General features: G+C 62.9%; 25 protein-coding genes. 11 read left to right on the top strand and 14 right to left on the bottom strand.

All coding sequences use genetic code 11. The features are described from left to right. Positions 1-129 precede the first annotated feature (129 nt). The 4 genes from GJR99_RS01840 to GJR99_RS01825 all read right to left on the bottom strand — a co-directional run bounded on the left by GJR99_RS01840 (position 130) and on the right by GJR99_RS01825 (position 3,771). Positions 130-846 (bottom strand): ThuA domain-containing protein, encoded by a 717-nt coding sequence (locus tag GJR99_RS01840; RefSeq protein WP_151108975.1) that lies wholly within the window; start codon positions 844-846, stop codon positions 130-132. Between the two features lie 94 nt (positions 847-940). Next, entirely contained in the window at positions 941-1,744 is an 804-nt protein-coding gene (locus GJR99_RS01835) for an enoyl-CoA hydratase/isomerase family protein (protein WP_151108974.1), read from the bottom strand. A 105-nt stretch (positions 1,745-1,849) separates the two neighbouring features. Then, entirely contained in the window at positions 1,850-2,872 is a 1,023-nt protein-coding gene (locus GJR99_RS01830; RefSeq protein WP_151108973.1) for a mandelate racemase/muconate lactonizing enzyme family protein, read from the bottom strand. Further along, the gene (locus GJR99_RS01825; RefSeq protein ID WP_343182294.1) at positions 2,872-3,771 is read right to left on the bottom strand and encodes a 1,4-dihydroxy-2-naphthoate polyprenyltransferase; all 900 of its coding nucleotides are present in this window, start codon (positions 3,769-3,771) and stop codon (positions 2,872-2,874) included. The genes GJR99_RS01830 and GJR99_RS01825 overlap by 1 nt, the downstream gene beginning before the upstream one ends. Positions 3,772-3,918: 147 nt before the next feature. On the opposite strand from GJR99_RS01825, the gene GJR99_RS01820 reads away from it, so the two are divergent. Continuing rightward, complete coding sequence (locus GJR99_RS01820; RefSeq protein WP_151108971.1) at positions 3,919-4,497, top strand: methyltransferase family protein; 579 nt, start codon at positions 3,919-3,921, stop codon at positions 4,495-4,497. A gap of 95 nt (positions 4,498-4,592) precedes the next feature. Here GJR99_RS01820 and GJR99_RS01815 read toward each other — a convergent pair whose 3' ends face one another. After that, on the bottom strand, positions 4,593-4,892 hold the full coding sequence (locus GJR99_RS01815) for a DUF7526 family protein (RefSeq protein WP_151108970.1): 300 nt from the start codon (positions 4,890-4,892) through the stop codon (positions 4,593-4,595). A 232-nt stretch (positions 4,893-5,124) separates the two neighbouring features. After that, entirely contained in the window at positions 5,125-6,042 is a 918-nt protein-coding gene (locus tag GJR99_RS01810) for a 1,4-dihydroxy-2-naphthoyl-CoA synthase (RefSeq protein ID WP_151108969.1), read from the bottom strand. A 102-nt stretch (positions 6,043-6,144) separates the two neighbouring features. On the opposite strand from GJR99_RS01810, the gene GJR99_RS01805 reads away from it, so the two are divergent. After that, a complete protein-coding gene (locus GJR99_RS01805) occupies positions 6,145-6,576 on the top strand; it encodes a CopD family protein (RefSeq protein ID WP_151108968.1) in 432 nt (143 codons plus the stop codon). Further along, positions 6,569-7,069, top strand: a complete 501-nt coding sequence (locus GJR99_RS01800; RefSeq protein WP_151108967.1) for a hypothetical protein — start codon at positions 6,569-6,571, stop codon at positions 7,067-7,069. The genes GJR99_RS01805 and GJR99_RS01800 overlap by 8 nt, the downstream gene beginning before the upstream one ends. Positions 7,070-7,160: 91 nt before the next feature. On the opposite strand, the gene menD is transcribed toward GJR99_RS01800, so the two are convergent. Next, positions 7,161-8,909 (bottom strand): 2-succinyl-5-enolpyruvyl-6-hydroxy-3-cyclohexene-1-carboxylic-acid synthase, encoded by a 1,749-nt coding sequence (menD, locus tag GJR99_RS01795; RefSeq protein WP_151108966.1) that lies wholly within the window; start codon positions 8,907-8,909, stop codon positions 7,161-7,163. Positions 8,910-8,977: 68 nt separating this feature from the next. Further along, on the bottom strand, positions 8,978-10,303 hold the full coding sequence (locus GJR99_RS01790) for an isochorismate synthase (RefSeq protein WP_151108965.1): 1,326 nt from the start codon (positions 10,301-10,303) through the stop codon (positions 8,978-8,980). A 232-nt stretch (positions 10,304-10,535) separates the two neighbouring features. Between GJR99_RS01790 and GJR99_RS01785 the strand changes: the two genes are divergently transcribed. Further along, complete coding sequence (locus GJR99_RS01785; protein WP_191967053.1) at positions 10,536-11,522, top strand: alpha/beta fold hydrolase; 987 nt, start codon at positions 10,536-10,538, stop codon at positions 11,520-11,522. A 2-nt stretch (positions 11,523-11,524) separates the two neighbouring features. Here GJR99_RS01785 and GJR99_RS01780 read toward each other — a convergent pair whose 3' ends face one another. Next, positions 11,525-12,118, bottom strand: a complete 594-nt coding sequence (locus GJR99_RS01780; protein WP_151108963.1) for a sulfite oxidase-like oxidoreductase — start codon at positions 12,116-12,118, stop codon at positions 11,525-11,527. Between the two features lie 182 nt (positions 12,119-12,300). Between GJR99_RS01780 and GJR99_RS01775 the strand changes: the two genes are divergently transcribed. The 3 genes from GJR99_RS01775 (at position 12,301) to GJR99_RS01765 (ending at position 14,634) form a co-directional block, all read left to right on the top strand. After that, on the top strand, positions 12,301-12,513 hold the full coding sequence (locus GJR99_RS01775) for a ribbon-helix-helix domain-containing protein (protein ID WP_058570520.1): 213 nt from the start codon (positions 12,301-12,303) through the stop codon (positions 12,511-12,513). A gap of 57 nt (positions 12,514-12,570) precedes the next feature. Continuing rightward, the gene (locus GJR99_RS01770) at positions 12,571-12,849 is read left to right on the top strand and encodes a UPF0058 family protein (protein ID WP_151108962.1); all 279 of its coding nucleotides are present in this window, start codon (positions 12,571-12,573) and stop codon (positions 12,847-12,849) included. Between the two features lie 129 nt (positions 12,850-12,978). Continuing rightward, the gene (locus tag GJR99_RS01765; protein ID WP_151108961.1) at positions 12,979-14,634 is read left to right on the top strand and encodes a rhomboid family intramembrane serine protease; all 1,656 of its coding nucleotides are present in this window, start codon (positions 12,979-12,981) and stop codon (positions 14,632-14,634) included. A 50-nt stretch (positions 14,635-14,684) separates the two neighbouring features. On the opposite strand, the gene GJR99_RS01760 is transcribed toward GJR99_RS01765, so the two are convergent. The 3 genes from GJR99_RS01760 to GJR99_RS01750 all read right to left on the bottom strand — a co-directional run bounded on the left by GJR99_RS01760 (position 14,685) and on the right by GJR99_RS01750 (position 16,976). Continuing rightward, on the bottom strand, positions 14,685-15,311 hold the full coding sequence (locus GJR99_RS01760; RefSeq protein WP_151108960.1) for an METTL5 family protein: 627 nt from the start codon (positions 15,309-15,311) through the stop codon (positions 14,685-14,687). Further along, entirely contained in the window at positions 15,311-15,706 is a 396-nt protein-coding gene (locus tag GJR99_RS01755; RefSeq protein WP_151108959.1) for a hypothetical protein, read from the bottom strand. The genes GJR99_RS01760 and GJR99_RS01755 overlap by 1 nt, the downstream gene beginning before the upstream one ends. A 301-nt stretch (positions 15,707-16,007) precedes the next feature. Continuing rightward, positions 16,008-16,976 (bottom strand): lamin tail domain-containing protein, encoded by a 969-nt coding sequence (locus GJR99_RS01750; RefSeq protein WP_151108958.1) that lies wholly within the window; start codon positions 16,974-16,976, stop codon positions 16,008-16,010. Between the two features lie 141 nt (positions 16,977-17,117). On the opposite strand from GJR99_RS01750, the gene GJR99_RS01745 reads away from it, so the two are divergent. After that, positions 17,118-18,068: a transcription initiation factor IIB gene (locus GJR99_RS01745; protein ID WP_151108957.1), complete on the top strand. Its 951-nt coding sequence runs from the start codon at positions 17,118-17,120 to the stop codon at positions 18,066-18,068. A gap of 15 nt (positions 18,069-18,083) precedes the next feature. Here GJR99_RS01745 and GJR99_RS01740 read toward each other — a convergent pair whose 3' ends face one another. Next, positions 18,084-19,727 carry a flippase activity-associated protein Agl23 gene (locus GJR99_RS01740; RefSeq protein WP_151108956.1) on the bottom strand — a complete coding sequence of 548 codons (1,644 nt, stop codon included), beginning with the start codon at positions 19,725-19,727 and terminating at the stop codon, positions 18,084-18,086. A 139-nt stretch (positions 19,728-19,866) separates the two neighbouring features. Here GJR99_RS01740 and GJR99_RS01735 point away from each other — a divergent pair, with 139 nt between their 5' ends. The 3 genes from GJR99_RS01735 to GJR99_RS01725 all read left to right on the top strand — a co-directional run bounded on the left by GJR99_RS01735 (position 19,867) and on the right by GJR99_RS01725 (position 21,093). Beyond that, positions 19,867-20,154: a hypothetical protein gene (locus tag GJR99_RS01735; RefSeq protein ID WP_151113798.1), complete on the top strand. Its 288-nt coding sequence runs from the start codon at positions 19,867-19,869 to the stop codon at positions 20,152-20,154. Positions 20,155-20,188: 34 nt separating this feature from the next. Next, on the top strand, positions 20,189-20,683 hold the full coding sequence (locus GJR99_RS01730) for a universal stress protein (protein ID WP_151108955.1): 495 nt from the start codon (positions 20,189-20,191) through the stop codon (positions 20,681-20,683). A gap of 83 nt (positions 20,684-20,766) precedes the next feature. After that, entirely contained in the window at positions 20,767-21,093 is a 327-nt protein-coding gene (locus GJR99_RS01725; RefSeq protein ID WP_151108954.1) for a 2Fe-2S iron-sulfur cluster-binding protein, read from the top strand. Positions 21,094-21,159: 66 nt separating this feature from the next. On the opposite strand, the gene GJR99_RS01720 is transcribed toward GJR99_RS01725, so the two are convergent. Next, complete coding sequence (locus GJR99_RS01720) at positions 21,160-22,299, bottom strand: MBL fold metallo-hydrolase (protein WP_151108953.1); 1,140 nt, start codon at positions 22,297-22,299, stop codon at positions 21,160-21,162. Positions 22,300-22,356: the final 57 nt, after the last annotated feature.

Below are 22,356 nucleotides of genomic sequence, written 5' to 3'. Positions count from 1 at the left end.
ACCGCGACCACGACTCCCTACCTGCAGGTAGTCGGTGTCTGCCTCTGTGAATTAGTCACACAGGAGAATAATCGCTTTTCAGGTGCTGGAGACAGTCACCGTCGGCAGAACGACGCTGCGGAAACTCGGTCAGTCGAGGTCTTCGAGTGGTGCGGCGTTGCCGAAGTACGGGTCCGGTCCGTCGCCGGGTGCGGCCCACTCGACGGCGTTGTCGAGGACGGTCTGAATCTCGGCTTGCTCGTAGATGGGGTAGGTCTCGTGGCCCGGTCGGAAGTAGAAGATGCGACCCGTTCCGCGTGTGTAGCAACACCCACTTCTGAACACTTCGCCGCCTTCGAACCACGAGAGGAAGACGAGTTCGTCCGGTGCGGGGACGTCGAAGCGCTCGCCGTACATCTCGGCGTGCGGTATCTCGAACGACTCTGGAACGCCGTCGGTGATGGGATGGCTCGGTTCGACCGTCCAGATGCGTTCTTTCTCGCCCACTTCGCGCCACTTCAGTGAGCACGTGGTGCCCATCAGCCGCTTGAACGGCTTGGAGTAGTGACCCGAGTGGAGGACGAGCAGTCCCATGCCGTCGTGGACCGCTTCGACGACGCGTTCGACGACCTCGTCGGAGACCTCGTCGTGGGCTTTGTGACCCCACCAGACGAGGACGTCTGTCTCGTCGAGAACTGACTGGGAGAGCCCGTGTTCGGGTTCGTCCAGTGTCGCAGTACCCACGTCGTGGCCGCGCTCTCGGAGGGCGTCGGCGACGACGGTGTGGATGCCGTCCGGGTAGACTGCAGCGACGTCGTCGCTGTCTCGCTCGTGTCGAAACTCGTTCCAGACGGTGACGGTGACCATACACCGCTGTCGGTGGGGGGTGACAAGTATGCACCGACGACGGCCGAATACGACCTCACCGACGCCGACTCCATCGACACCGCTACTGCCGCGGCTACTGCCCTTCGAACTCCGGTTCGCGGCGCTCCATGAACGATTCGACGCCTTCTGTGTGGTCGTCCGTCTCGAAGATGACCGCCTGGGCCGCCGCCTCGTGTTCGATGGTCGCCTCTATCGAGTCGCCGGGACGACGGAGGAGTCGCTTCGACGCAGTGAGCGCTTTCGTCGGTCCGCCAGCGATACGCTCGGTCAACGAATCGAGTTCGTCTTCGAACTCCTCGTCGGTGGCGACGCGGTTCACGACACCCAGTTCGAGTGCTCGCTCTGGACCGAGGAGTTCGCCAGTGTAGACGAGTTCCATCGCCACGTTCCGACCGACGAGCCGTGGGAGCAGATACGAAAGCCCCGAGTCGACGGCGAGGCCGACGCGACGGAATCCGAAGCCGACGTGGGCCTCTTCGTGGAGCAGTTGGAGGTCACAGGCGATAGCGAGTGCGCCGCCTGCACCGACCGCCGCGCCATCGATAGCCGCAATCGTCGGGAGGTCACACTCGTAGACGCGACGGATGCAGTCTGCCGTGTCGTGGACGACGTGGTCCACAGCGTCGGGAAGCGACAACGCACCGGCCTGTAACTCCAACATCGCGTTGACGTCGCCGCCGGCGCAGAACGCGCCGTCGTTGCCACGGAAGACGACACACCGCGTCTCCTCTGGGAGCGACGAAAGTGCCTCTCGAACACCGGCGGTCACCTCCATCGTGAGCGCGTTTCGAACTTCGGGTGCGTCGAGCGTCACCGTCGCCACACCTGCTTCGATATCGAGTTGTACCGCGTCGGAGTCGAGTTCGACCTCGGCCATTTTCCTCGCAGACGTGCAGAACCGTGTTAAACGTTTGGACCGTGGAGAGTTGAACCGAGGACAGTGACGCGGTTTTCGGTGAGGAAGTCGGACCCACTCTCGAGTTCAGTGGAAGAGTGCAGAGACGTCGATACCGAGGCCAGGACCACAGGGGACGTGCATCACGCCGTCTCGAACAGGTGCTGGGTCGGCCGCGACGTCGGTGTCGAGGAACGCCGCGGTTGCAAGGCCGTGCGCACGTTCGCCGGGAAGTGCGGCGGCGACGTGGAGTGCACCGAGTCGGGCGACGACGGCGTCGATTGTCGTCGTGACCACGACATCGACACCGGCGGAACGCGCGCGGTTCGCGACCGAGAGCGTCCGGTCTGGGCCGCCGAGTGCCATCGGTTTGCAAACGAGAACGTCCGCCGCGTTCGACGCAATCGCCCGACTGGGCGTGACGACAGAGAGCGACTCGTCGAGTGCAATCGGCGTATCGTGCAGACGACGAAGCGCGGCGTGTCCATCGAGTTGGGTTGCCGGAAGCGGTTGTTCGAGATATTCGAGGTCGAGCGCTGCGACGGCGTCGAGGAACCGGTCGGCAGTCCACCGGTCCCACGCGCCGTTCGCGTCGGCCCGAATCGAGACGGACGGACCGACGGCGTCGCGGACCGCACTGAGTCGCGTTGCGTCCGTCTCTGGGTCGCGTGCGCCGACCTTCACTTTTAGACAGTCGAATCCTGCCGAGACGGCATCTCTTGCGGCGTTTACGGTGGTTTCGACGTCGGCGTCACCGAGCGTCGCGTTCACCGGAAGCGAGGTGTGTGACTCGGTGGCTAGGGAGGTTGCGAGCGACCGGTCATCACTGCGAGCACGGGCGTCGGCAACTGCGAGGGAGACGGCGTGTCTGGCCGCAGGCGTGTTGTCGAGTGACCCGTCGTCGAGTGCCTCTACCGGGTTCGTCACCGTTTCGAGGGCCTCGCGGCACGCCGCGAGCGACTCGGTCCACCCCGGAAGCGGCGTCGCTTCCCCGAGGCCGGTCACACCATCGACTTCGACAGCGACGAGAACTCCGTCTCGCCGGTCGATGTCGCCCTTCGCAGTCCCGAGTGGGCGTCGTAACGCGACGGAGAACTCGCGGAGGCGCATCACGCGAAGACCAGACCGACCGAAAAGAGGACGGCGTAGAGGGCGAGCAACTTCCCGGTGTCTTCTAACGCCGGATTGAGTTTCTCACCTTTCGTCTCCGTCACGACGGTGCGAGCGATTCGCGCCGCGATCGGCATCGAGAGCACGGGCAAGAGGACGAACCACTCGAAGTCGAACTGCGTCCACAGGACGACCGGAACGACGTAGGCCAACACGAGCATCGCGACGTACTCACCACGAGCGAACCCGTAGCCGAATCTGACGGCGAGCGTCCGCTTGCCAGTCGTCGCGTCTTCTTCCTTGTCGCGGACGTTGTTCACGACGAGGATGTTCGTCGAGATAGCCGCGATCGGGAGACTGGCGAGGATTGCAACGAGTGGGACCGTTCCCGGCGGGATACCCATCGAGAGCGGGTCTGCGAGGATGCTCGCCGCTTGCACGTAGTACGTCCCGACGACGGCGACAAGTCCGAAGAAGACGAAGACGAACAGGTCGCCGAGGCCGTGGTAGCCGAGTGGGTACGGCCCGCCCGTGTAGGCGATGCCCGATGCGACAGAGAGGAGACCGATGACGAGGATGGGGACGCCGCCGACGTAGACGAGATAGGTTCCGAGGACGATGGCGATGGCGAACGTGAGATACATCGCTCGCTTCACCGTCGCCGCCGGGATGAGGCCGCCTGCAGTGACGCGGGTGAATCCTTCGCGTGCCTCGGTGTCGGCACCCTGGACCGCGTCGTAGTAGTCGTTCGCGAAGTTGGTCCCAATCTGAATCAAGAGCGCTCCGACGAGTGCCGCGAGTGCCGGAAGTGGGGCGAAGACGCCTTCGTGGACCGCGAGTGCGGTTCCGACGAAGACCGGCGCAGCGGCGGCGGGGAGCGTCTGCGGCCGAGACGCCATCACCCACGCCTGCCTGCGAGAGATATCCTGGGTACTCATTGCGTTTTACTCAGGGACCGGGGAGGGTCAAATTTTGCATTCCACGGCGTGGTTCGATGGTCCCCTCCAGAGGCAAACAGCTATGTAATTGACAACTGAACGTCAGATATGGCCCTCCTCGAATCGGCTACGTTCGCGCTCGGCGTCGCGTCGGCGTCGGTCATCATCGGGACGCTTCTCGTCACCATCTTCAGTTCGTCGTGGCGTTTCTGGCCACCAGGAGAGTTGACGTGGAAGTACCACCTCCACTGGGTTTGTGTTGGCTCGTTCAACGTCTCTCTCGTCGGGACAGCGGTCTTCGAATGGGGAACGTGGGTTCTTCCGGCTCCGACAAAGTTCGTCGTTGGTGGTGTCCTCGCCGTCGTCGGTGTCGTGGTTTTCACCACCAGCGAGAACTCCTTCGAGCGTCACGAGACGATGGGTCTCGCCGGCGACTTGCACACGTCTGGTCTCTACGCCCGTTCCCGAAATCCACAGTACGTCGGGATGATAGTCGGTATCGTCGGGTTCGCCGTCGTCGTCGACTCGCTCTTGGTGACGATACTGGCGCTGCTGCACGTCTCGTGGGTGCTTCTTCTGCCGTTTGCGGAGGAACCGTGGTTACAGGACGAGTTCGGTGAGGAGTATCGGCGGTACAAACAGCAGGTCCCACGGTTCGTGGGTGTGCAGACGTTCAGGTCGGAGTGAACCGCGCTGTCGAACCCATCACTCAGTGAGAACCCTCCGAAGGAGTGCGGAATACGACGCCCGTCTCGGCCACGAAATCGTCGGTGTGGGTGGTTCTATGCGTCTCCTCGAGAGTCCGCTGTGACGTAGACCCCGGTGATATCCGTTTCTTCGACAGTCAGTGTCACTTCGTCGTCCTCCTCGGCCGACTGGTCACTCACAACAGTTACAGCCTCGATTGGACTTCGGCGGATAAACGCCCAGACGAGGTCCAGTATCGAGGGGTGTCCACCTTTCCGGAGTACCAGGACGTAGCGCGACTCGGCTAACTCTTGGAGTTCGGGCGCTAGTTCGTGTTCGTCCAGTTCGTCTGGCGGGATGACGTGCAGAACGTCGCCCTGAATCGTCTCGACCATACTCCCAAAACGAGGGCTCACAGAAAGAAGGGAGTGCTCTCGAACGAACGCAGAGAACGTTCAGAGTCCCCTCGAAGGTTTACGGTTCTGTCCCGCACGGCGCGAACACAGTCGTTCGAGAGAACTGCGTTCTCTCGTGATGCCAAAAATCTCTATTTTTGAGCACGAGCGAGTGGCGGCCTTTTTGCCTCCAGGTTGTCGGAGGGGTTCGAGGCCGCTCGAAACAGGTGAGTTAGTAGTGCCAGGGGTAATCCCTGAACGCCGGTTCGCGTTTCTCTAAGAACGCGTCGCGGCCTTCTTGGGCTTCCTCGGTCATGTACGCCAGTCGCGTCGCCTCGCCTGCAAACACCTGCTGGCCGACCATGCCGTCGTCGGTCATGTTGAAGGCGTACTTGAGCATCCGCATCGCCGTCGGCGACTTCTTCGTCATCTCGTCGGCCCACTCCAGCGCGACGTCTTCTAACTCCTCGTGGGGAATCGCTTCGTTCGCCATGCCCATGTCCACCGCTTCCTCGGCGGAGTAGGTCTTGCCCATGAAGAACACCTCGCGAGCCTTCTTCTGGCCGACCTGTTTGGCGAGGTACGCCGACCCGAACCCACCGTCGAACGAGGCCACGTCGGGGTCGGTCTGGAGGAACTTCGCGTGTTCCTCCGAGGCGAGCGTCATGTCACAGACGACGTGGAGCGAGTGCCCACCGCCGACGGCCCATCCGGGGACGACGGCGACGACGGGTTTGGGCATGAACCGAATGAGGCGCTGGACTTCGAGGATGTGCAATCGGCCGGCTTTCGCCTCGCGGACGAGTGGGTCGTCGGAGACGTCCGCTTCGTCGTCGTCGCGGTACTCGTAGCCAGAGCCACCGCGAACCGACTGGTCGCCGCCGGAACAGAACGCCCAGCCACCGTCTTTCTCGGACGGGCCGTTGCCGGTCAAGAGAATACAGCCAACGTCGGCCTGTTTTCGGGCGTGGTCGAGCGCGGCGTAGAGTTCGTCGACCGTCCCCGGACGGAAGGCGTTGCGAACTTCTGGGCGGTCGAAGGCGATGCGGACCGCCGGGACGTCGACGGCGCGGTGATAGGTGATGTCGTCGAACTCGTCGGACCCCTCGACCGGTTCCCAACGGTCGGGGTCGAAAATCTCCGAGACCATACCGAGAGGCGGCGCGGGCGGCGCAAAAAGATTCGCTTGCGCGGCCGACACCCCGTCGACCAACCGAACGTATACTATCTCTGCTGGCGATGCACTGGTGACATGTCCACGCTGTCGGTCCTCCTCGTCCGGTTCGCCCACGTCGGCGGGATGGCTGTCCTCCTGGGTGGCGCGCTCTTCGTCTGGAACGCGCTTCGAACGGCCGGTGTCGGCTACGACAGTATTCGACTCGCGGTCCACTACGAGTGGGTGTTTTGGGGGGCGATGGTGGTGATGCTCGTCACCGGTGTCGGAAACGCGGGCGAACTCGGCGCACCGGGTCCGACGACTCGCTGGGGAACGATTCTGACGGTGAAGCTCGCCGTCGTCGCGGTGTTCGTCGTCGGGTCGTTCGTTCGGACGTTCGTCGTCCTCACCGCGCGCCAGAGTGCCGCTGGCGACATCGACGAAGCCAGGTTGAGTCAGTTTTACACCGCGACCTGGGTCGGGTTAGGTCTCATCGTCGCGCTCGCAGAGGTGCTCGCACATGGCTAGCACGAACACGCTCGAAATGTGGGCGGTTGCGACGTTCAACGTCGTCGTGTTCGGTGTTCTGGGAGTCATCGCGGTACACGTGAGTGGGGAGTTGGCCGGCCTCCTGCGCGGCCTCAGTACACTCGAAGGCGTGCTGGTGTTCACCTATCTGTGGGCACTGACGTTCGCTGCGACCCGGTGGGCGCTGGAGCCAGGTGGTCTCGAGCGAATCCAGATTGGGGAGTTCTCGTCGCTTCTCGTTCGTGGCGCACTCGCTGGGGCACTCATCGGTGCCGGGTTCTTGATAGGCGTCGTGTTGGTGGAAGTCGCCGTTCGGTTCGTCTTCGAACCGGTGTCACTCCCAGGAGTACAGGTGGGTTCGTTCGTCTTCATCGTCAGCGCTGGCGGTGGCATCGCCGCGCTCGTTGGAGGTGTCGTCGGCGTCGTGTTCGTCCTCTTCGACGTCTTTCTCTACCGCCTTTCGATGTACGTCGGCTCACGGACGTCGGCCTGAGTTCGGAGTAAGTCTGAGAAGAGTACCGAGAACTGCGGGTGAGAGTCCGGTGAGGAGCGCCGTCGAACCGTCGAGTGACTCGTCGGGGAAGTCAGTCGGTCAACTGGTCGACGACCCGCTCTCGAACCTCGTCGCGGACGCGGTGCGAGGACGCCGCGTCGGTGCGGACTTCGATGACGTCGGTTCCGTCGGAGGCGACTGAGTCGGCGTAGGCGTCGCGGAACTCGTCCATCTCGACGGAACTGAACGAGAGGTCGTAGAGGCCTTCGGTTGCAGAGAAATCGAGGCCGTGTGGCGTCTTGAACTGCTCCGTGAACGGTGGTTCGTACTCCTCGATGGGGAGCATGTGGAAGATACCGCCGCCGTCGTTGTTCACGAGGACGATGGTCGCATCGACGCCGAGTCGGCCGAGTGCGAGGAGACCGTTCATGTCGTGATAGTACGCGAGGTCACCGGTCAGGAGCGTCAGGTGGTCGGTCGACGCCGACCCGGCACCGAGGGCCGACGAGACGATTCCGTCGATACCCGACGCGCCACGGTTTCCGAGGACAGTGCGAGACTTCGCCGATGGACGGCCGAATCGGTCGAGTTCGCGGACGGGCATCGAGTTCGAGACGAAGAGCGTCGAGGGTTCGGGTGCGAGGTCTGCCACGTCTGCGGCAAGTCGCCCCTCGAACGCGTCCGTCTCGGCGTCGACGGCGTCCCAGTGTGCGTCCTCTGCGTCCGTCCACAACTGGTTCCATTCGGCGTCCGGCCGGTTGCGAACGAGTTGCGAGAGCCGCCACGCGAGGACGGACGGTTCGGCCTCGACGAGGTCTGTCGCGGTGAACTCCGCTTCTCGCCACTCACCCGATGGGTCGACGACGTACTGTCGGGCGTCGGTTCGTGCGAGATACTTCCGGAGTGGTTTGGAGGTCGGAGACGCACCGATGCGTACGACCACGTCTGGGTCTGGCCAGTCGTCGGTGATTCGTTCGTCGAGATAGCCGTCGTAGCCCCCGAGGACGGTCGTCGTTCGGGTGTGTCCCCCGAATCGTAGCCCAGAGAGCGGGTCGGCGACGATTGGGAAGCCAGTCGCGTGTGCGAACGCCGCGATGGCTTCGGTGTTGAATCCCGGTGGGTCGGCAGGCCCGGCGACGATGAGTCCACGGCCGACAGAGAGTTCGTCTGCGAGGTTGCGCAGGTGGTCTTCGGGGAGTTCGGGGACACCGTCTGTCGTTCGAACGTATGGTGTGTTCCCGTCGCGGCCGTCGCGTGCCTCCGGGTCGATGTCGGCGGGAACGTCGCCTTCGACGTAGGTCGGTTCGAGCGGTTTGCGGAACGGGAAGTTGAGGTGGACTGGACCGGCGTCGACGCCCGTTGCTTCCGAAACGGCACGGGCCGCAGTCGTGCGGAGACTCCGAAGTTTCCGGTCTGTCGCCTCCGGTTCGGGCATATCTTTGTACCAGCGGACGGCGCTCCCGTAGAGTTTCTCTTGGTCTATCGTCTGATTCGCCCCGCTGTCACGGATTTCAGGCGGTCGGTCGGCGGTGAGGACGAGCATCGGTACGCGCCCCTGTGAGGCCTCGATAACCGCGGGGTGGAAGTTCGCCGCCGCCGTTCCCGAGGTGCAGACGATTGGCGTCACTTTCCCGGTCCGCCGGGCACGACCGAGGGCGAAGTAGGCCATCGACCGCTCGTCGAGGTGCGAAAACGTCTCGACGTCGTCGTGACGGTCGAACGCCTCGGTCAGCGGAGTCGAGCGACTGCCGGGTGCGATACACACTGCGTTGATGCCGCTACGTGCCAGTTCGTCGACGAAGGTTCGTGCCCAGAGGGTGTTGCGATTCGGGTGTGTCATCTCGTATTGTCTCGGGTCGTCGTGATAGTGGAATCCTCAGTGAGCGGTTCTCGTGGGAGACGCGTCGGTCAGTCGTCGCGTTCGAGTTCGTCGAGGATAGGACGGTACTTCAGTTGCACTTCGTCCCACTCGGCGTCTGGGTCGGAGTCGGCGACGAGTCCGACGCCCGCAAACAGCGTCGCCATCGTGCCTTCGACGGTTGCAGAGCGAATGGCGACCGCAAAGCTACCGTCCCCATCGGCGTCGAACCACCCGACTGGGGCGGCGTACCACCCGCGGTCGAACGGTTCGGTGTCGCGGATGACGTCGAGGGCTGCTTTCGGTGGCAGACCACCGACGGCCGGCGTCGGATGTAACGCCTCGACGAGCGAGAGGACGTGTTCGTCGTGTTCGAGCGTGGCGTCGATTGGGGTCCAGAGATGTTGGACAGTGGCGAGTTTCCGGACGCCTCTGTCACCGACGCGAATCTCGGCCGAAAGTGGGTCGAGTTGCTCGCGAATCGTCTCCGCGACGAGTTCGTGTTCGTGGTTGTCTTTCTCGCTCGCGAGGAGCTCCTCGGCCAACCACTCGTCTTCGTCGTCGGTGTCGCCCCGACCGGTCGTTCCGGCGAGTGCGCCAGTCGAGACTTCTCTGCCGCGGAGTGAGACGAGTCGTTCGGGCGTCGCACCGAGGAAACTCGCCCCCATCGCGGGTTCGACGAGGAAGCGGTGGCAGTCGGGATAGGTCTCTCCGAGTCGAGCGAGCAGGTCCGGGACCGACGCTGGTTGGTCGAGTTCGACCTCTAGCGCCTGTGCGAGAACGACTTTTCGTAACTCACCGGAGCGAATCCGCGAGACGGCCGTCTCGACGCTCTCTCGCCACGCGTCTATCGAGGTCGTTCGGTGCCGTTTCGAGACACCGGGCGGCCCTTCGGGTGGGGCTTCCTCGAAATTCTGAAGCATCTCCCGGACTGCATCGAGTCGGTCTTCGACGGTTTCGGGGGTGGTGTCAACCGCGGTGACGGTCACCCATGCTTCGTCGTCGTCGAAGACGAGTTGTACTTCCGGGACGACGAAGCGTGCCGCCGGAAAGTCGGCCCACGGGCCGCGACCGGTCGCGTCCTCGTGGAAGGCGAATCCGCCGAAGAATCGCGGACGGGCGACGGTCGGTCCCTCGACGTCCGCAGTTTCGAGGAGTGCAGACGCCGATTCGCGGACCTCTCGAAGTCGGCCAGGTCCGTCAGCCTCGACAGTCACGGCCGCGCCGCCACCGACGACAGTTGGTTCGTCGGGCGCGGTCCACAGCGTTCGTGGGCGTCGTACCGCCGCGAGGGACGCTGTAACCGGCGGTGAAGGCAGTCGGACCGACCTACTGACGAGGTGCGTGGCGACCTCGTCTGTCCGCAACGGTTCCATCGGACGACGTTCAGGACCGGGGACGCTTGAAACTCTCCCTTCTGTTCCGGCGGGTGGTGGTGTCGGTCGGCGGTCCAAAAGTGACGATTCTGCCCACCAGTCCGCATGTCTGGCCGTCGAAACGGAGAACCACCCCATGACAATTGTTAACTTTAGACATGAACTATGGGTGGTGACTACCCGACGCGACACCGTGGTCGGGAGAGTTGAGTCGGGTGTCGGGGGAGTGACGATGGCTACGCACACGAAAAGAAACATGGAGACACCGGCCAACTCACACGAGCGTGACACGGTGGCGGTGTTCGAGCGAGCGCAGGACGCGCTGTTCGACGCAGTTGGACTCGACGTCCGTTCGCAGTTCGTCGAGCTCGAGAGCCCACGCGGACGGATACACGTGTTGGAAATCGGCCCACCGAGTGAAGACCCCCCACTGGTATTCGTCCACGGGACGGCCGAGTTCGGTGCATTTCTCGCCCCGCTGATGGGAGAGTTCGATGGCGTTCGGATGCTCACGTTCGACCGGCCTGGGTACGGCCTCAGCGACGGATTCGTCTACACAGAATCGACCGTTCGGCGGACACTAGTCGACGTTCTCGAAGGTGTCCTCGACGCGATGGACGTAGAGCGCGCCGACCTCGTCGGCCACTCTATGGGAGGCCACGCGAGTCTCCTGTTCGCGCGTTCTCACCCTGAGAGAGTCCGCGGACTATTCCTCGTTGGAGGTGTCCCAGCATTTCCGGGGACTCACCCACCGCTGCCGTTCAGGTTGCTGTCCGTTCCCGTACTCAACGACGTCATCAGACGAGTCCAGAAGTCGGGTGAGGCAGGCGTCTACGACATCGCATCCATATTCGGAGAAGGAGCCGTCATTCGGAAGCATCCGGCGTTCGTTCGGGCTATCGCCGCCCACGAGGCAGACCCCAAGTCGGCACTGGCGGGACGGAGCGAGTTCGGCGCACTCATCTCGGCATGGGGGTGGCGCTCGTCGGTTCGCTTCAACGACGTGGAGTTGCGTTCGGTCTCCCAACCAACGACGATTGTCTGGGGTGCCCACGACCCACTGGGCAGTCCTGGCGAGGTTCGACGAGGTGTCGAGTTGATTCCAGACGTTCGGTTCGAAACCGTCGATGCAGGCCACATCCCATATCTCGCTCACCCCGAACGATGCGCAGCATTCATCCGAGAAGGGCGTGGCGAGAGCGGTGATTCAGGCAACTAACTCTAACTGTACCGCTCTTCGTTCCACGGGTTGGCCGTGTTCGAGTAGCCACGCTTCTCCCAGTACCCACGTTCGGGTTCTGTGAGGAACTCGACGCCAGTGACCCACTTCGCACCTTTGTACGCGTACTTGTGCGGTGTGACGACGCGGAGAGGGCCACCGTGGTCTGCCGGGAGGTCCTCGTCATCGTAGCCCCAGACGAACATCACTTCGTCGCGCATGCACGCGTCGAGCGGGAGGTTCGTCGTGTAGCCATCCAACGCGTGGAACATCACGTGGACGGCCTCATCGGTAACCCCCGCTTCTTCCGCGAGCGCCGGGAACGTCACACCTTCGAACTCGCAGTCGAACTTGCTCCACCCGGTGACACAGTGGAAGTCCTGTCGTTGCGTCTCAGACGGCAGGTCACGGAACTCGTCGAACGAGAGGTCGAGTTGGTTCTCGACGGCACCCCATACCTCGAACGACCACGTCTCGGGGTCCCACGACGGGGTGCCGCTCTTCGAGAGTACAGGAAATCGTTGTGTCTCACGCTGTCCCGGCGGGAGGCGGTCGCCACCAAACTCCTCGTAGAGATGCGTCACGTCCTTGGTCATAGTCGAACCTTCGACCCGACGTACCTATCTGTAACGACTCCGGACCACCCCGATACTGGATTCGACAACATCGCACACCGGAACCGAAACGGAAGTTCACATATCGTGAGGTGAAGTTCGATATTTACGATTGGTGCCCCGGTAGAGTTATATACAGCCCTTCCAAAGCGTCGGACGTTCAGATGCCAAAAGTAGAGATTACCGTCCCAGAACACCTCGAGATGCAGATCATCCAGCTCGTCGAAAAAGGAGAGTTCGTCAACCGCGACGAGGCAATCGAGGACTTGCTTTCGACCGGGATTCGCGCGTACAAGACGAGCGGCCCCATGTCCGACGAGGACCGTGCGTTCGAAGACGACGGGATGATGGGTCACGAAGACGAGTACGTCTTCTGACCGAATGACAGAATTACCCAATAACTCTTAAAACATCATCGCGCCTAACGCACTCTCATGCACAAGGATGAACTGCTGGAGCTGCACGAACAGATGGTTATCATCAAAGACCACTTCTCGTCTCGAGAACACGTAGACTCCTCGCTCTTCGAACCCTACGAAGAACTTGGCGTCGACCCCTCCCACGTCCACAAATCCAAGAGTGAACACAAGCACGCCGTCTTCGTCCTCGGCAACGCACTCGCCACCGCGATGAGTGAAGACGAGTTCTCCAGCGCCGGTCGCGTCGGCAAGCGGATGGAAGAACTGGCCGAAGACGCAGAAGGCAAAATCTGACCGCGAGCCCTCCTCGCACGTCCGACAGCGTGACCTTCCGGTTCGGTACACCGGGTGCCGCCCGCTAGCACGCAGCAGGCAGTTCTCCACGGGTTTCTTTATCACCCGTTCGCACGACAAAGGTAGCCAATGCTAGAGATTCCCGGCTGGATTCCGTTCCACCGGCTTGCAGTCGTTTTCGCCCTCGTCGTCGCTCTCGTGGCGCTCTCTCTCGCCGACCGACCGGGGCGTGTCCTGGCCACGCTCCGGCGCCGGTTTCTCTTCGGGCTTCCACTCGGAACGCTCGTCAGCGCCGGTGGCATCCTCTTCGTCTATCTGTTCGTCCAAGGTGGCTTCTCGTCGTGGTATCGCCCACTCGTCATCCCGTTTCGAGCGTGGTCGTACTTCTATCCGCTCGGGATGGCCACCGCGGCGTTCACCCACTCGAGTTCGGGCCACCTCGTCGGGAACCTCGTCGGAACCCTGACGCTGGCCCCAATCGCCGAGTACGCGTGGAGTCACTACCCGACGCGCCGCGGGTCGACGTCGTTCGGGTCGTTCCGGGAGAACCCGTACGCTCGTGCCCTCGTTATCTTCCCCGCGGGCGTCTTCATCGTCGGCCTGTTTACCTCGCTGTTCGCCCTCGGGCCGGTCATCGGGTTCTCTGGTGTCGTCTTCGCGTTCGCCGGGTTCGCCCTCGTTACGCGCCCCTTGACGACGGTTCTCGCGTTCGTCTCCGGACGCGTCCTCAGTCTCTTCTACAACGCGCTCCAGACGCCCGAAGTGGTCGCCACTGCACGGCCAGTCTTCTCGACGCCGTGGTGGGCACAAATCGCCATTCAGGGCCACGCTATCGGGCTTCTCGTCGGCATCATCCTCGGGGTCGTGGTCGTCCACCACCGAGAGACTGACAGACCCAGTGCGCTTCGGTCGTTCACCGGCGTCCTCCTCTTTGCCGTCAGCGAGTCGTTGTGGGCAGTCTACTGGTTCCGAGGGAGCGACACGTTCGTCCTCTTTCAGGCCATCGGATTCGCGCTCGTCGTCGCGCTCGCACTCGTCGTCGCACTCACTGTCTCCGCGTCGGACAGACCACTCCGTGACCGCGCGCCGACAGGGTCACTACTCTCGACTCGTCGGTGGCAGGTCGGTGTCGCCGTCTTGCTCGTCGTCACTGCCGCATTGACCGGACCGGCGATTCCGTACAATCTGTTCACCGCAGCAGACGAAGACCTGCCCGGCGAGAGCGTCACGGTCAGAGATTACGACGTGACCTACGCCGAAGACGTGCCGAACGGCCTCACCGCCGCGTTCGAAATCGAACTGTTCGGTGAATCGACGACGACGAACACGTCGGGTGTCATCGTCAAGAGCGAACGACGAGGCATCTGGACGACTGCCGTCTCGACTGGGCGACTAGCCTTCGCTGGCGAGTCGACGGTCCGAGTCGGTGGTTTCGGGTGGCAAGAACAGGTCACAGCAGTACGCGACGGGTTCGTCGTCACAGGGGCGGGAACGGCCGCGTATCGCGTCTTCCTCGTATCCAACGGCACGTCGTCGCTCGCCTATACGACCGACCCGGTTCGTGCCGAACCGGTCGTCGCCGGGCGAAACATCTCGGTCGTTCCGACGGAGACGGGATACGACATCGCTGTCTCGTCGGACAACAGGACCGTCAGAGGACCGATGCCGACACAGAACGTGTCCACGACGCTCGCCGGAGTCCAGTTCGTCCGAGAAGGCGAGTTCGTCTTTGCGGAGTACGAGAAGACGAGAGTTCGTGTCGCGAGAGAAGAGACGTATCAATAACGACTGCGTGCGAGGCGCAGTGGGACTGTGGCAGAGTTCTCGCCGAATCGTCACCACTCGATTCTGAATACTTCCGCGTCGAGTTCCTTTCTGTCGGCCTCGTGGAAGTCGAACTGGCGTTCGAGGTCGAACGTCGCCCTGAAGGCGTCGGTCAACTCTCCACCCTCGTCGGCGACGAACGCCTCGACGAACTCCTTGCTACCCTCGTTGTGGACAGAGTACGACACGTCTGCGACGTCGGCGACCGACTCGAGGAACGCTCGGTCCGCGTGTTCGTTCCCCCGCTGAGCACCGAACGGGGGGTTCATCAGGACCGTGACAGGGGAGTCGTCGTCGAGGCACAGTGGAAGTCGAGTCGCGTCGCCCCGGACCCAGTGGATGGGTGCACTGGCACCGACGCGCCGGGCGTTGGCTGTTGCTGTCTGCAACGCCTCTGGGTCGAGTTCGACGCCGACGACGCGAGCAGGAGACCGGAGTGCAGCACCGAGCGCGAGCATTCCGGTCCCGGTTCCGAAGTCGAGAACGGTCCTGTTCTCGATGTCGCCCCTGAGGTCTGCGAGGTGGACGATGTGCGCGGCGAGGTCTGGCGGGGTCGGATACTGTTCGAGGCCGACTTTCGGATTCTCGAACCCGGCGACCACCGCCAACTGCGTCTCCAGCGCGGCTTTGGTAGCCATCAGGCGTCGATGCGGCCGCGAGCCTCAAAAGCAACACCCTCGCGGTGGGCGCGCTCTTCGAGGGCCGCGAGTGTCGATTCGACGTCGTCGGGACGGCAGCACTCGACGACGTCGACGGTGATTCGGCCGACTCCGAGGAACGACGCGGCGCGCACGTACTCGCGGAGCCGGTCGGACTCCGACTGGACGGCCAGCGGGTCGTCTTCGCAGAAATCCGCCTCGGCGACGAGTTCGGCGGGGAGGTAGCCTGCGTCTGCGAGTCCACCCTTCAGGCCACGCAGGTGTTCGGGGGCAGTCGACTCCAGACTCGACGCCTCGAGGACGATGGGAGTCAAATCGGTGGTTCGACACGATTCGATGGCGGTTTCGACCGGAGAAGATTCGAGTGTGCTCATGTTGCCCACACATTTCCTTTGGTTATACATATAACTTTGTGAATGCGTGATGGTAATATTACGGAATTAGAGACAGTCACGCATCCACCATAATCTGGCCTCTCGATGGCCCTAGAGACTAATTACGGACGATACCGTAGTGTGTTTGGGGGTCACACGCTTTAGCCCCCTCCCCCTGACGGCGAAGTGGAGTCGCACGCGTCCTGCCGTCGGTTCCGATTTGTTCGTGGCTACCGTCCGTCTTCAGCGATGGGGCCGTCCGTCTCCGGCCGGTGGTGTCGACCGTCTCCAACTGATTCGACTACTCGTACGTGTACGACAGAACCACGTCACCTGCGGCGTTTCGGACCGTCACCGTGTCGCCGCCGTTGTTCCAGACGGCAGACGACCGACCCCAGTAGACCTCGTCGGCAGCGTCAGTTCCTGACCCCGTGTAGAGCGTGAGTTTCGCACCGGCCGCGAGTTCCGTCCCCTCGGAGAACGTGTACGTGGCACCGACTGCGTCGGAGACGGTCCACCCCGAGAGGTCGATTGCGTCGTCTCCGCCGTTGTGGAGCGTCACGTACTCCTCGTCGAGGTTGTCGTTGTCGTTGCCCGGTGCGTCGGCGACGACAGAGACAGAGAGACCGTCGGCCGTCGGGTCCGACCCGCCTGCCGCCGACCCTTCTGTCGCACACGACCAGAGACCGACACCGCGCTCGCGTGCGTCCCGTTCTGCTCGCTCGTAGCGCTCTCGTTCTTCGAACGAACTCTCGTAGAACCGCGCGTGTCCCTCGGTGAGAAGGTCGTAGTTGAACTCGGTTCCATCGACGACGACGTACGCGAGTAGTCGGCCGTAGTAGCCACGTTCTCCCGCCTTCTCGTCGTACCGGAGTTCGACGGTCTTCCCTTCGAGTCTCGACTTCGCGAAGTCGCTCGCGTCGTATCCTGCCTCACGGAGACACGTCTTGCCCGCCTCGGTGTCGGGGACACCCTCGAACTCGTCGGGGGTGTTCTCTCCGTACACTTCGGGCGTATCGACGCCGAGCAATCGGACCGTCTCGCGCGCGCCGTCTGGCATGACGACTTTCACTGTGTCGCCATCGACGACTTCGACGACTTCGACGGTGACGTCGCCACTTGCACTGCCGCCTGTCGGAGTCGACGTCGGTGTGGCAGTAGGTGACATAGTGGGCGTCGTCGTATCTGACGCCACGTCACCACTCCCGAGACACCCCGCGAAGACGATGAGAAATACGATGACGAGTGTCGTGGTAGCACCTCTGACCATTCGATTAACCGTTAGTCAAGGAACCGTATAAGTAGGAGAGTCTGACACACCGGAAGTTGTGGAATCGAAATCGCTAGACCGCGGCCTTTGTCAAAAAATGGACAAAAAGGTTTAAATTCACTCTCCACCAGAAACCTTTTAATGGAACGTCCGAGCCGGCAGCGTCAACGAGAGGAGGCATCGGCACAAGAGGACGAGCGACTCAACTGCCCGGAGTGTGGGTCCGACCAGATCGTCACAGACGCAGACCAGGGGGAGCTGGTGTGTGACGACTGTGGTCTCGTCCTAGACGAGCGACAAATCGACCGCGGACCAGAGTGGCGTGCGTTCAACCACTCGGAACGGCAGTCGAAGTCGCGCGTCGGTGCACCCATCACAGAAACGATGCACGACCGTGGACTGACGACGACCATCGACTGGAAGGACAAAGACGCCTACGGTCGGTCGCTGTCGTCCGAAAAACGCTCGCAGATGCACCGTCTTCGTAAGTGGCAAGAACGCATTCGAACGAAGGACGCCGGCGAGCGCAACCTCCAGTTCGCGCTCAGCGAAATCGACCGTATGGCGTCCGCACTCGGTGTCCCACGCTCCGTCCGCGAAGTCGCCTCCGTCATCTATCGTCGCGCACTCAACGAAGACCTGATTCGCGGACGGTCTATCGAGGGCGTCGCCACATCCGCCCTCTATGCCGCCTGCCGGCAGGAAGGTATCCCGCGCTCGCTCGACGAAGTTGCTGAAGTTTCTCGCGTCCCACAGAAGGAGATTGGTCGTACGTACCGCTACATCTCCCAGGAACTCGGTCTCGAACTCAAACCCGTAGACCCCAAGCAGTTCGTTCCCCGTTTCGCCTCCGCACTCGACCTCTCCGAAGAGGTACAGGCGAAAGCAACCGAGATTATCGACGTCTCTGCCGAACAGGGCCTGCTCTCGGGCAAGTCCCCGACGGGATTCGCCGCCGCCGCAATCTACGCGGCGTCGTTGCTCTGTAACGAGAAGAAGACCCAGCGAGAAGTCGCAGACGTCGCGCAGGTGACCGAGGTCACCATCCGGAACCGCTACCAAGAGCAGATAGAAGCGATGGGCTTCCGCTAAGCCCCGAGTTCGCGCTTACTTTTTCACGAAGACGACGATTGGCCGCCCCCAGAGAGCGGTATCGAACTCGTGTGCGACGTATCCGTCGAGCACCGGTGCCAACGTCGCGCGTTCGTCGGCGGGAGCGACGACGACCGGTGGGACGTCAGCAGACTGCCGAAGCTCCGTTGGCGACGTGGCAGACGTCGTCTCTGCACCGACTCGGTGGACGTACCACGCCATCGGCAATCGTTCTCCCCACTGTTCTGGAACTGGTGGGTAGTCTGCGACGCCGTCGGCGACGTACATCGAACTCCCGTAGTAGAGCACGTCTGCAGCTTCGTCGTCGGTCGGTCCAACCCACACAGAGAGGTTGTCGCGGAACGACGTGAACTCGTGTGACGGTTGTGCGTAGTGTGCGAGGCGAGTGTCCCGGTCACTCGGGTCGTAGACCTCTCCCGTCGCGACTGCACCGGTCTGTGCGACGAGCGCGAGAAGCACGAGCGCGACTGCAGCAATCCGTGGGACGTCGCCGGCGTCGAGCGCGCGTCGTCCCCATCGAGCGACGCCCGCAAGTCCGACAGCGGCGGGAATCGTGAGTGGAACGACGGCGTAGACTCCAAGCCACGGTGCAGAGACTTCCGCCAGCATCGGGACGAACACCACAGACGCGCCGGCCCAGTACGTCGCCGCCGAGACGACGGTTCGCGGTCCGCCTGACGTGTATCGGTCGACGACGAAGGCGGCGACGCCGAGGAGCGTCACCGGGAGGGCCGCGAACACGAGTACCTCGAGGAACTCACCGAAGTACGGGAGAAACTCGTGCGTTCCGTCGGGATAGCGATGCTCGACACGGACACCGAGGAACCGACGGACGGAATCGAACAGCGCGACGTCTATCGCGCCGAGAATCGTCCCCGGTGAGTAGAGGCCAGCGTCGTCGGTGACGCCCGCTCGCGGCGCGAAGGTGAAGATGTAGACGCCGACGAAGACGAGAACTGCTCGCGCCGCGGGAGTCGCCTTGCCACGGGCCCGAGCAGCGAACTCGCCGAGTCGTGCGCTGGCGGGGAGAGACGACTGGACGAGTGCGGCGTGGTCGAAGACGAGGAGCCCAGCGATTGCCAGACAGCCGAGGGCGACGATACCGAGGCCGGACGAGGCGATTGCGAGTGCGACTGTCCCTGCGAGGCCGTAGGCGTATCGCCGTCCCTCGCCGTCGAACAACCGAAGTGCGAATCCAAAGGCGGCGAGTGTGAATCCGATGGCGAGGACGTCACCCCGTGCGAACCGGCCGTAGTAGACGAGAATCGGACTCGCCGCGAGGATGGCGGCGAGCGCGACGGTTTCGTCGTCGTCGAGGTGGGACCGAAAGAGGAGTGCGACGAACGGGAGCACAGCACCGACGACTGCGACGGGGAGTCGAAGCGCGAAATCAGACGCTCCGAAGAGCGACAGCGAGGTACGCGTGAGGATGTAGACGAGTGGGCCGCCGGCGACTGGTCGGTAGGTCAGGTAGCCTGTTTCGAGATAGCGAAGGCTCCAGTACCCGACGCGGGCCTCGTCCCAGTGGACGGGTCGCGACCCGAGTCCGACGAGTCGGACGACGAGCGCGACGAGCGCGAGCGCACCCACGGCGAGGGCCACCCGGTCGAAGCGCGACTCGACGCGAGAGGGAATCATGAGCAGACGTGACGCGCCGTACGAAAGAAAGGTTACGACTCGCAGTCCAGAGGTGAACTGTTACGACTCGCAGTCCAGAGGCGAACTCCACGAACGAGGCTTCGAAAGCGTCATCCGCACCGACCGGCAGCACAGGAATATGGCGCTCATCGACTCCCTCCCCCCACGACCACTGAAGCCACAGGAACTCACCTCCCTGAATCGCTCCGAGGCGTTCGAACTCGTCGTCGCCGTCGAGAACGACGGCCCAGCACGCGGCGTCCTCTTTGCCACCGACGCGTGGGTCAAAGGCGTCGCCTACGACGACACGTCGGGATGGTCACTCGTCGAGACAGTCGAAATCACAGACGAACAGCCTCGAATCGACGGTCTGCAGGTGTGTGAAACTGCGGTTCTCTCCTTCCAAGACGACGAGAACGAGGCCTAGAATTAACCCCGTTCCGAACTAAGTGTAATCCGTCATGTACAGCGAAATCCTCGTGCCGACCGACGGGAGCAAAGCCGCCGAACGAGCCATCGACCACGCGCTCGACATCGCCAAAACCTACGGCGCACGAGTTCACGCGCTGTACGTCGTCGATACGAGCATCTACACGTCGCTCGACGCCGGTGCAGACGTCGTCATCGATGCACTCGAACGCGAGGGAGACGTCGCCACCCGGCACGTCCGTGAGGCCGCCGAGGCGGCGGGCGTCGAAATCGACTCGGAAGTCGTCACCGGGACTGCGTATCGTTCGATTCACGACTACATCGACTCCCACGACGTCGACCTCGTCGTCATGGGGACCCACGGCCGCACGGGACTGAGCCACTACCTGCTCGGGAGCGTGACCGAACGTGTCGTCCGAACCTGCCCAGTTCCGGTACTCACCGTACGGATGAGCGACGAAGAAGCAGAGTTGGCCGACGAGGAAGCCGACACAGAGTTTACCGACGAAACCGGCGAGATGGAGTAATTCGTCCTCTTTGCCCCGACATATTTGGGTCGAATGCGACTGTTTGATAAACAGTTTTGGTGTGGTCGCTCATACGCCGGGTTATGACCGAGTACACCGTCGAGTTCGTCGGCACGGGTGAGGCCATCGAGGTTTCTGACAAGCAGACCATCCTCAAAGCCTGCATCGAGGAAGGTATCGCACAAGAGTACTCCTGCCGTGTTGGCATGTGTCTCGCCTGTTCTGCGGAGATTCTCGAAGGAGAGGTCACCCAACCTGCGGCCCGTGGACTGACCGAAGAAGAAGCCGAACGGTACGCGCTTACCTGCATGGCGCGCCCGCAGAGCGACCTGAAACTCGAACGCGGCATCTACCCACCGAGCATCGAGGACGACGTCGCCGCCGCCGCTGACGCTGCCGCAGACGACTGACGACGGACTCTGACGCGGAGGCCCGCGTCACTTCGTTCTCTCTCCGAAAACTGACGAGCGACTGCGCTATGCACTCGTTTTCGTCGCCGCGCAGTTGTTGGGACCTAACTCCACCTCGAACGCTTCGTCTGCGTCGAGCAGTTCGGTGCCGAGATTCGTGGCGATGATGCGCTCGTAGTTCGCCGGCCGTGGCGGCATATCGGAGAGGACGTACTCGACGAACTCGTCGGCACCCATCGAAAACGCGCCGAGGCGGTGACGGAGGCGTTCCAACGTATCCACGTAGACGCCGTCGTCGCCGGCGAGGGTCAAGTCGCTGTAGTGCCCAGGGGCGACGCGTGTCTCGCCGTCGAAGGCAGCGTAGCGCTCGACGAGCGTCACGTAGAGTCGCCGTGCCGCGGCAGGTGCGCCGTCGTCGCCTTCTTCGAGGTCCGGGCGGGCGACGCTCTCGAGAAAGAGGCCGTCGCCGACGAACAGGAGGTCACCCAATCGGTAGGCAGTCATCTCGGTGGTGTGTCCCGGTGAGTGAACGGCGCGGAGTTCGGTATCGCCGACAGAGACGCTGTCACCGTCTTCGAGGAGTCGAACGTCGAACGAGAGGCCGCGGTCCGCCGCACCGGCCGGGAGGGCAACTATCGCACCCGTTCGTTCGGCCACGGCGCGGACGCCGCTGACGTGGTCGGCGTGGACGTGCGTGTCGAGCGCGGCCACGATTTCGGCACCGTGGTCGTTCGCGTCGTCGACGTAACGGTCTGCAAACGCTCGCAACGGGTCGACGACGACGGCTTCCCCACCGGAGACGACCATGTAGCCGAGACAGCCACTGGATGGCCGGTCGTACTGAACGACCGTCGCGTCCGCGTGGTCGATACGTGACGCTCGATAGACGCGTGCCCAGCCGTCCATCCCGGATTCGAGGTTCTCGGCAGCGACACCGGCGTCCGACAAGAGGTCGGCGACGTGGTCGCTCGCTCGGCCTTCTGCACACACGGCCACGACCGGGCCTGCGCTCTCGCGGAACTGGTCTGCGAGTTCTGCGACCGTTCCGAGAATCTCGGCCTGCGTGAACTTGATAGCTGGAATCTGTGTCGCAGTGACGTTCCGCCCCTCGACGTGCCACTCGTCGAACTCGTCGCGGTTGCGCACGTCGAGTATCGTCGTCGGCGCTCCTCGTCTGAGGCGGGCCGCGAGTTCTTCGGGAGTCATCCCCGTCCATAGGACCTCTCACCGCAAGAGCGCTCCGCAGGACCGAGCAACGGCGAG

It is taken from the genome of Haloferax marinum, from assembly GCF_009674625.1.
GTDB lineage: Archaea > Halobacteriota > Halobacteria > Halobacteriales > Haloferacaceae > Haloferax > Haloferax marinum.
Note: the sequence above shows the minus strand (reverse complement) of the source record. Positions and strands in the feature narration are given on the sequence as shown.

Bases quoted from the DNA above. Each gene is read 5' to 3' on its own strand.
- GJR99_RS01755 (WP_151108959.1), bottom strand. From the start codon at position 15,706: ATGAGCACACTCGAATCTTCTCCGGTCGAAACCGCCATCGAATCGTGT.
- GJR99_RS01830 (WP_151108973.1), bottom strand. From the start codon at position 2,872: ATGCGCCTCCGCGAGTTCTCCGTCGCGTTACGACGCCCACTCGGGACT.
- GJR99_RS01735 (WP_151113798.1), top strand. From the start codon at position 19,867: ATGGCGCTCATCGACTCCCTCCCCCCACGACCACTGAAGCCACAGGAA.
- GJR99_RS01730 (WP_151108955.1), top strand. From the start codon at position 20,189: ATGTACAGCGAAATCCTCGTGCCGACCGACGGGAGCAAAGCCGCCGAA.
- GJR99_RS01775 (WP_058570520.1), top strand. From the start codon at position 12,301: ATGCCAAAAGTAGAGATTACCGTCCCAGAACACCTCGAGATGCAGATC.
- GJR99_RS01835 (WP_151108974.1), bottom strand. From the start codon at position 1,744: ATGGCCGAGGTCGAACTCGACTCCGACGCGGTACAACTCGATATCGAA.
- GJR99_RS01790 (WP_151108965.1), bottom strand. From the start codon at position 10,303: ATGGAACCGTTGCGGACAGACGAGGTCGCCACGCACCTCGTCAGTAGG.
- GJR99_RS01740 (WP_151108956.1), bottom strand. From the start codon at position 19,727: ATGATTCCCTCTCGCGTCGAGTCGCGCTTCGACCGGGTGGCCCTCGCC.
- GJR99_RS01820 (WP_151108971.1), top strand. From the start codon at position 3,919: ATGGCCCTCCTCGAATCGGCTACGTTCGCGCTCGGCGTCGCGTCGGCG.
- GJR99_RS01750 (WP_151108958.1), bottom strand. From the start codon at position 16,976: ATGGTCAGAGGTGCTACCACGACACTCGTCATCGTATTTCTCATCGTC.
- GJR99_RS01805 (WP_151108968.1), top strand. From the start codon at position 6,145: ATGTCCACGCTGTCGGTCCTCCTCGTCCGGTTCGCCCACGTCGGCGGG.
- GJR99_RS01760 (WP_151108960.1), bottom strand. From the start codon at position 15,311: ATGGCTACCAAAGCCGCGCTGGAGACGCAGTTGGCGGTGGTCGCCGGG.
- GJR99_RS01770 (WP_151108962.1), top strand. From the start codon at position 12,571: ATGCACAAGGATGAACTGCTGGAGCTGCACGAACAGATGGTTATCATC.
- GJR99_RS01745 (WP_151108957.1), top strand. From the start codon at position 17,118: ATGGAACGTCCGAGCCGGCAGCGTCAACGAGAGGAGGCATCGGCACAA.
- GJR99_RS01800 (WP_151108967.1), top strand. From the start codon at position 6,569: ATGGCTAGCACGAACACGCTCGAAATGTGGGCGGTTGCGACGTTCAAC.
- GJR99_RS01825 (WP_343182294.1), bottom strand. From the start codon at position 3,771: ATGGCGTCTCGGCCGCAGACGCTCCCCGCCGCCGCTGCGCCGGTCTTC.
- GJR99_RS01725 (WP_151108954.1), top strand. From the start codon at position 20,767: ATGACCGAGTACACCGTCGAGTTCGTCGGCACGGGTGAGGCCATCGAG.
- GJR99_RS01815 (WP_151108970.1), bottom strand. From the start codon at position 4,892: ATGGTCGAGACGATTCAGGGCGACGTTCTGCACGTCATCCCGCCAGAC.
- GJR99_RS01840 (WP_151108975.1), bottom strand. From the start codon at position 846: ATGGTCACCGTCACCGTCTGGAACGAGTTTCGACACGAGCGAGACAGC.
- GJR99_RS01765 (WP_151108961.1), top strand. From the start codon at position 12,979: ATGCTAGAGATTCCCGGCTGGATTCCGTTCCACCGGCTTGCAGTCGTT.
- GJR99_RS01810 (WP_151108969.1), bottom strand. From the start codon at position 6,042: ATGGTCTCGGAGATTTTCGACCCCGACCGTTGGGAACCGGTCGAGGGG.
- GJR99_RS01785 (WP_191967053.1), top strand. From the start codon at position 10,536: ATGGCTACGCACACGAAAAGAAACATGGAGACACCGGCCAACTCACAC.
- menD (WP_151108966.1), bottom strand. From the start codon at position 8,909: ATGACACACCCGAATCGCAACACCCTCTGGGCACGAACCTTCGTCGAC.
- GJR99_RS01780 (WP_151108963.1), bottom strand. From the start codon at position 12,118: ATGACCAAGGACGTGACGCATCTCTACGAGGAGTTTGGTGGCGACCGC.
- GJR99_RS01720 (WP_151108953.1), bottom strand. From the start codon at position 22,299: ATGACTCCCGAAGAACTCGCGGCCCGCCTCAGACGAGGAGCGCCGACG.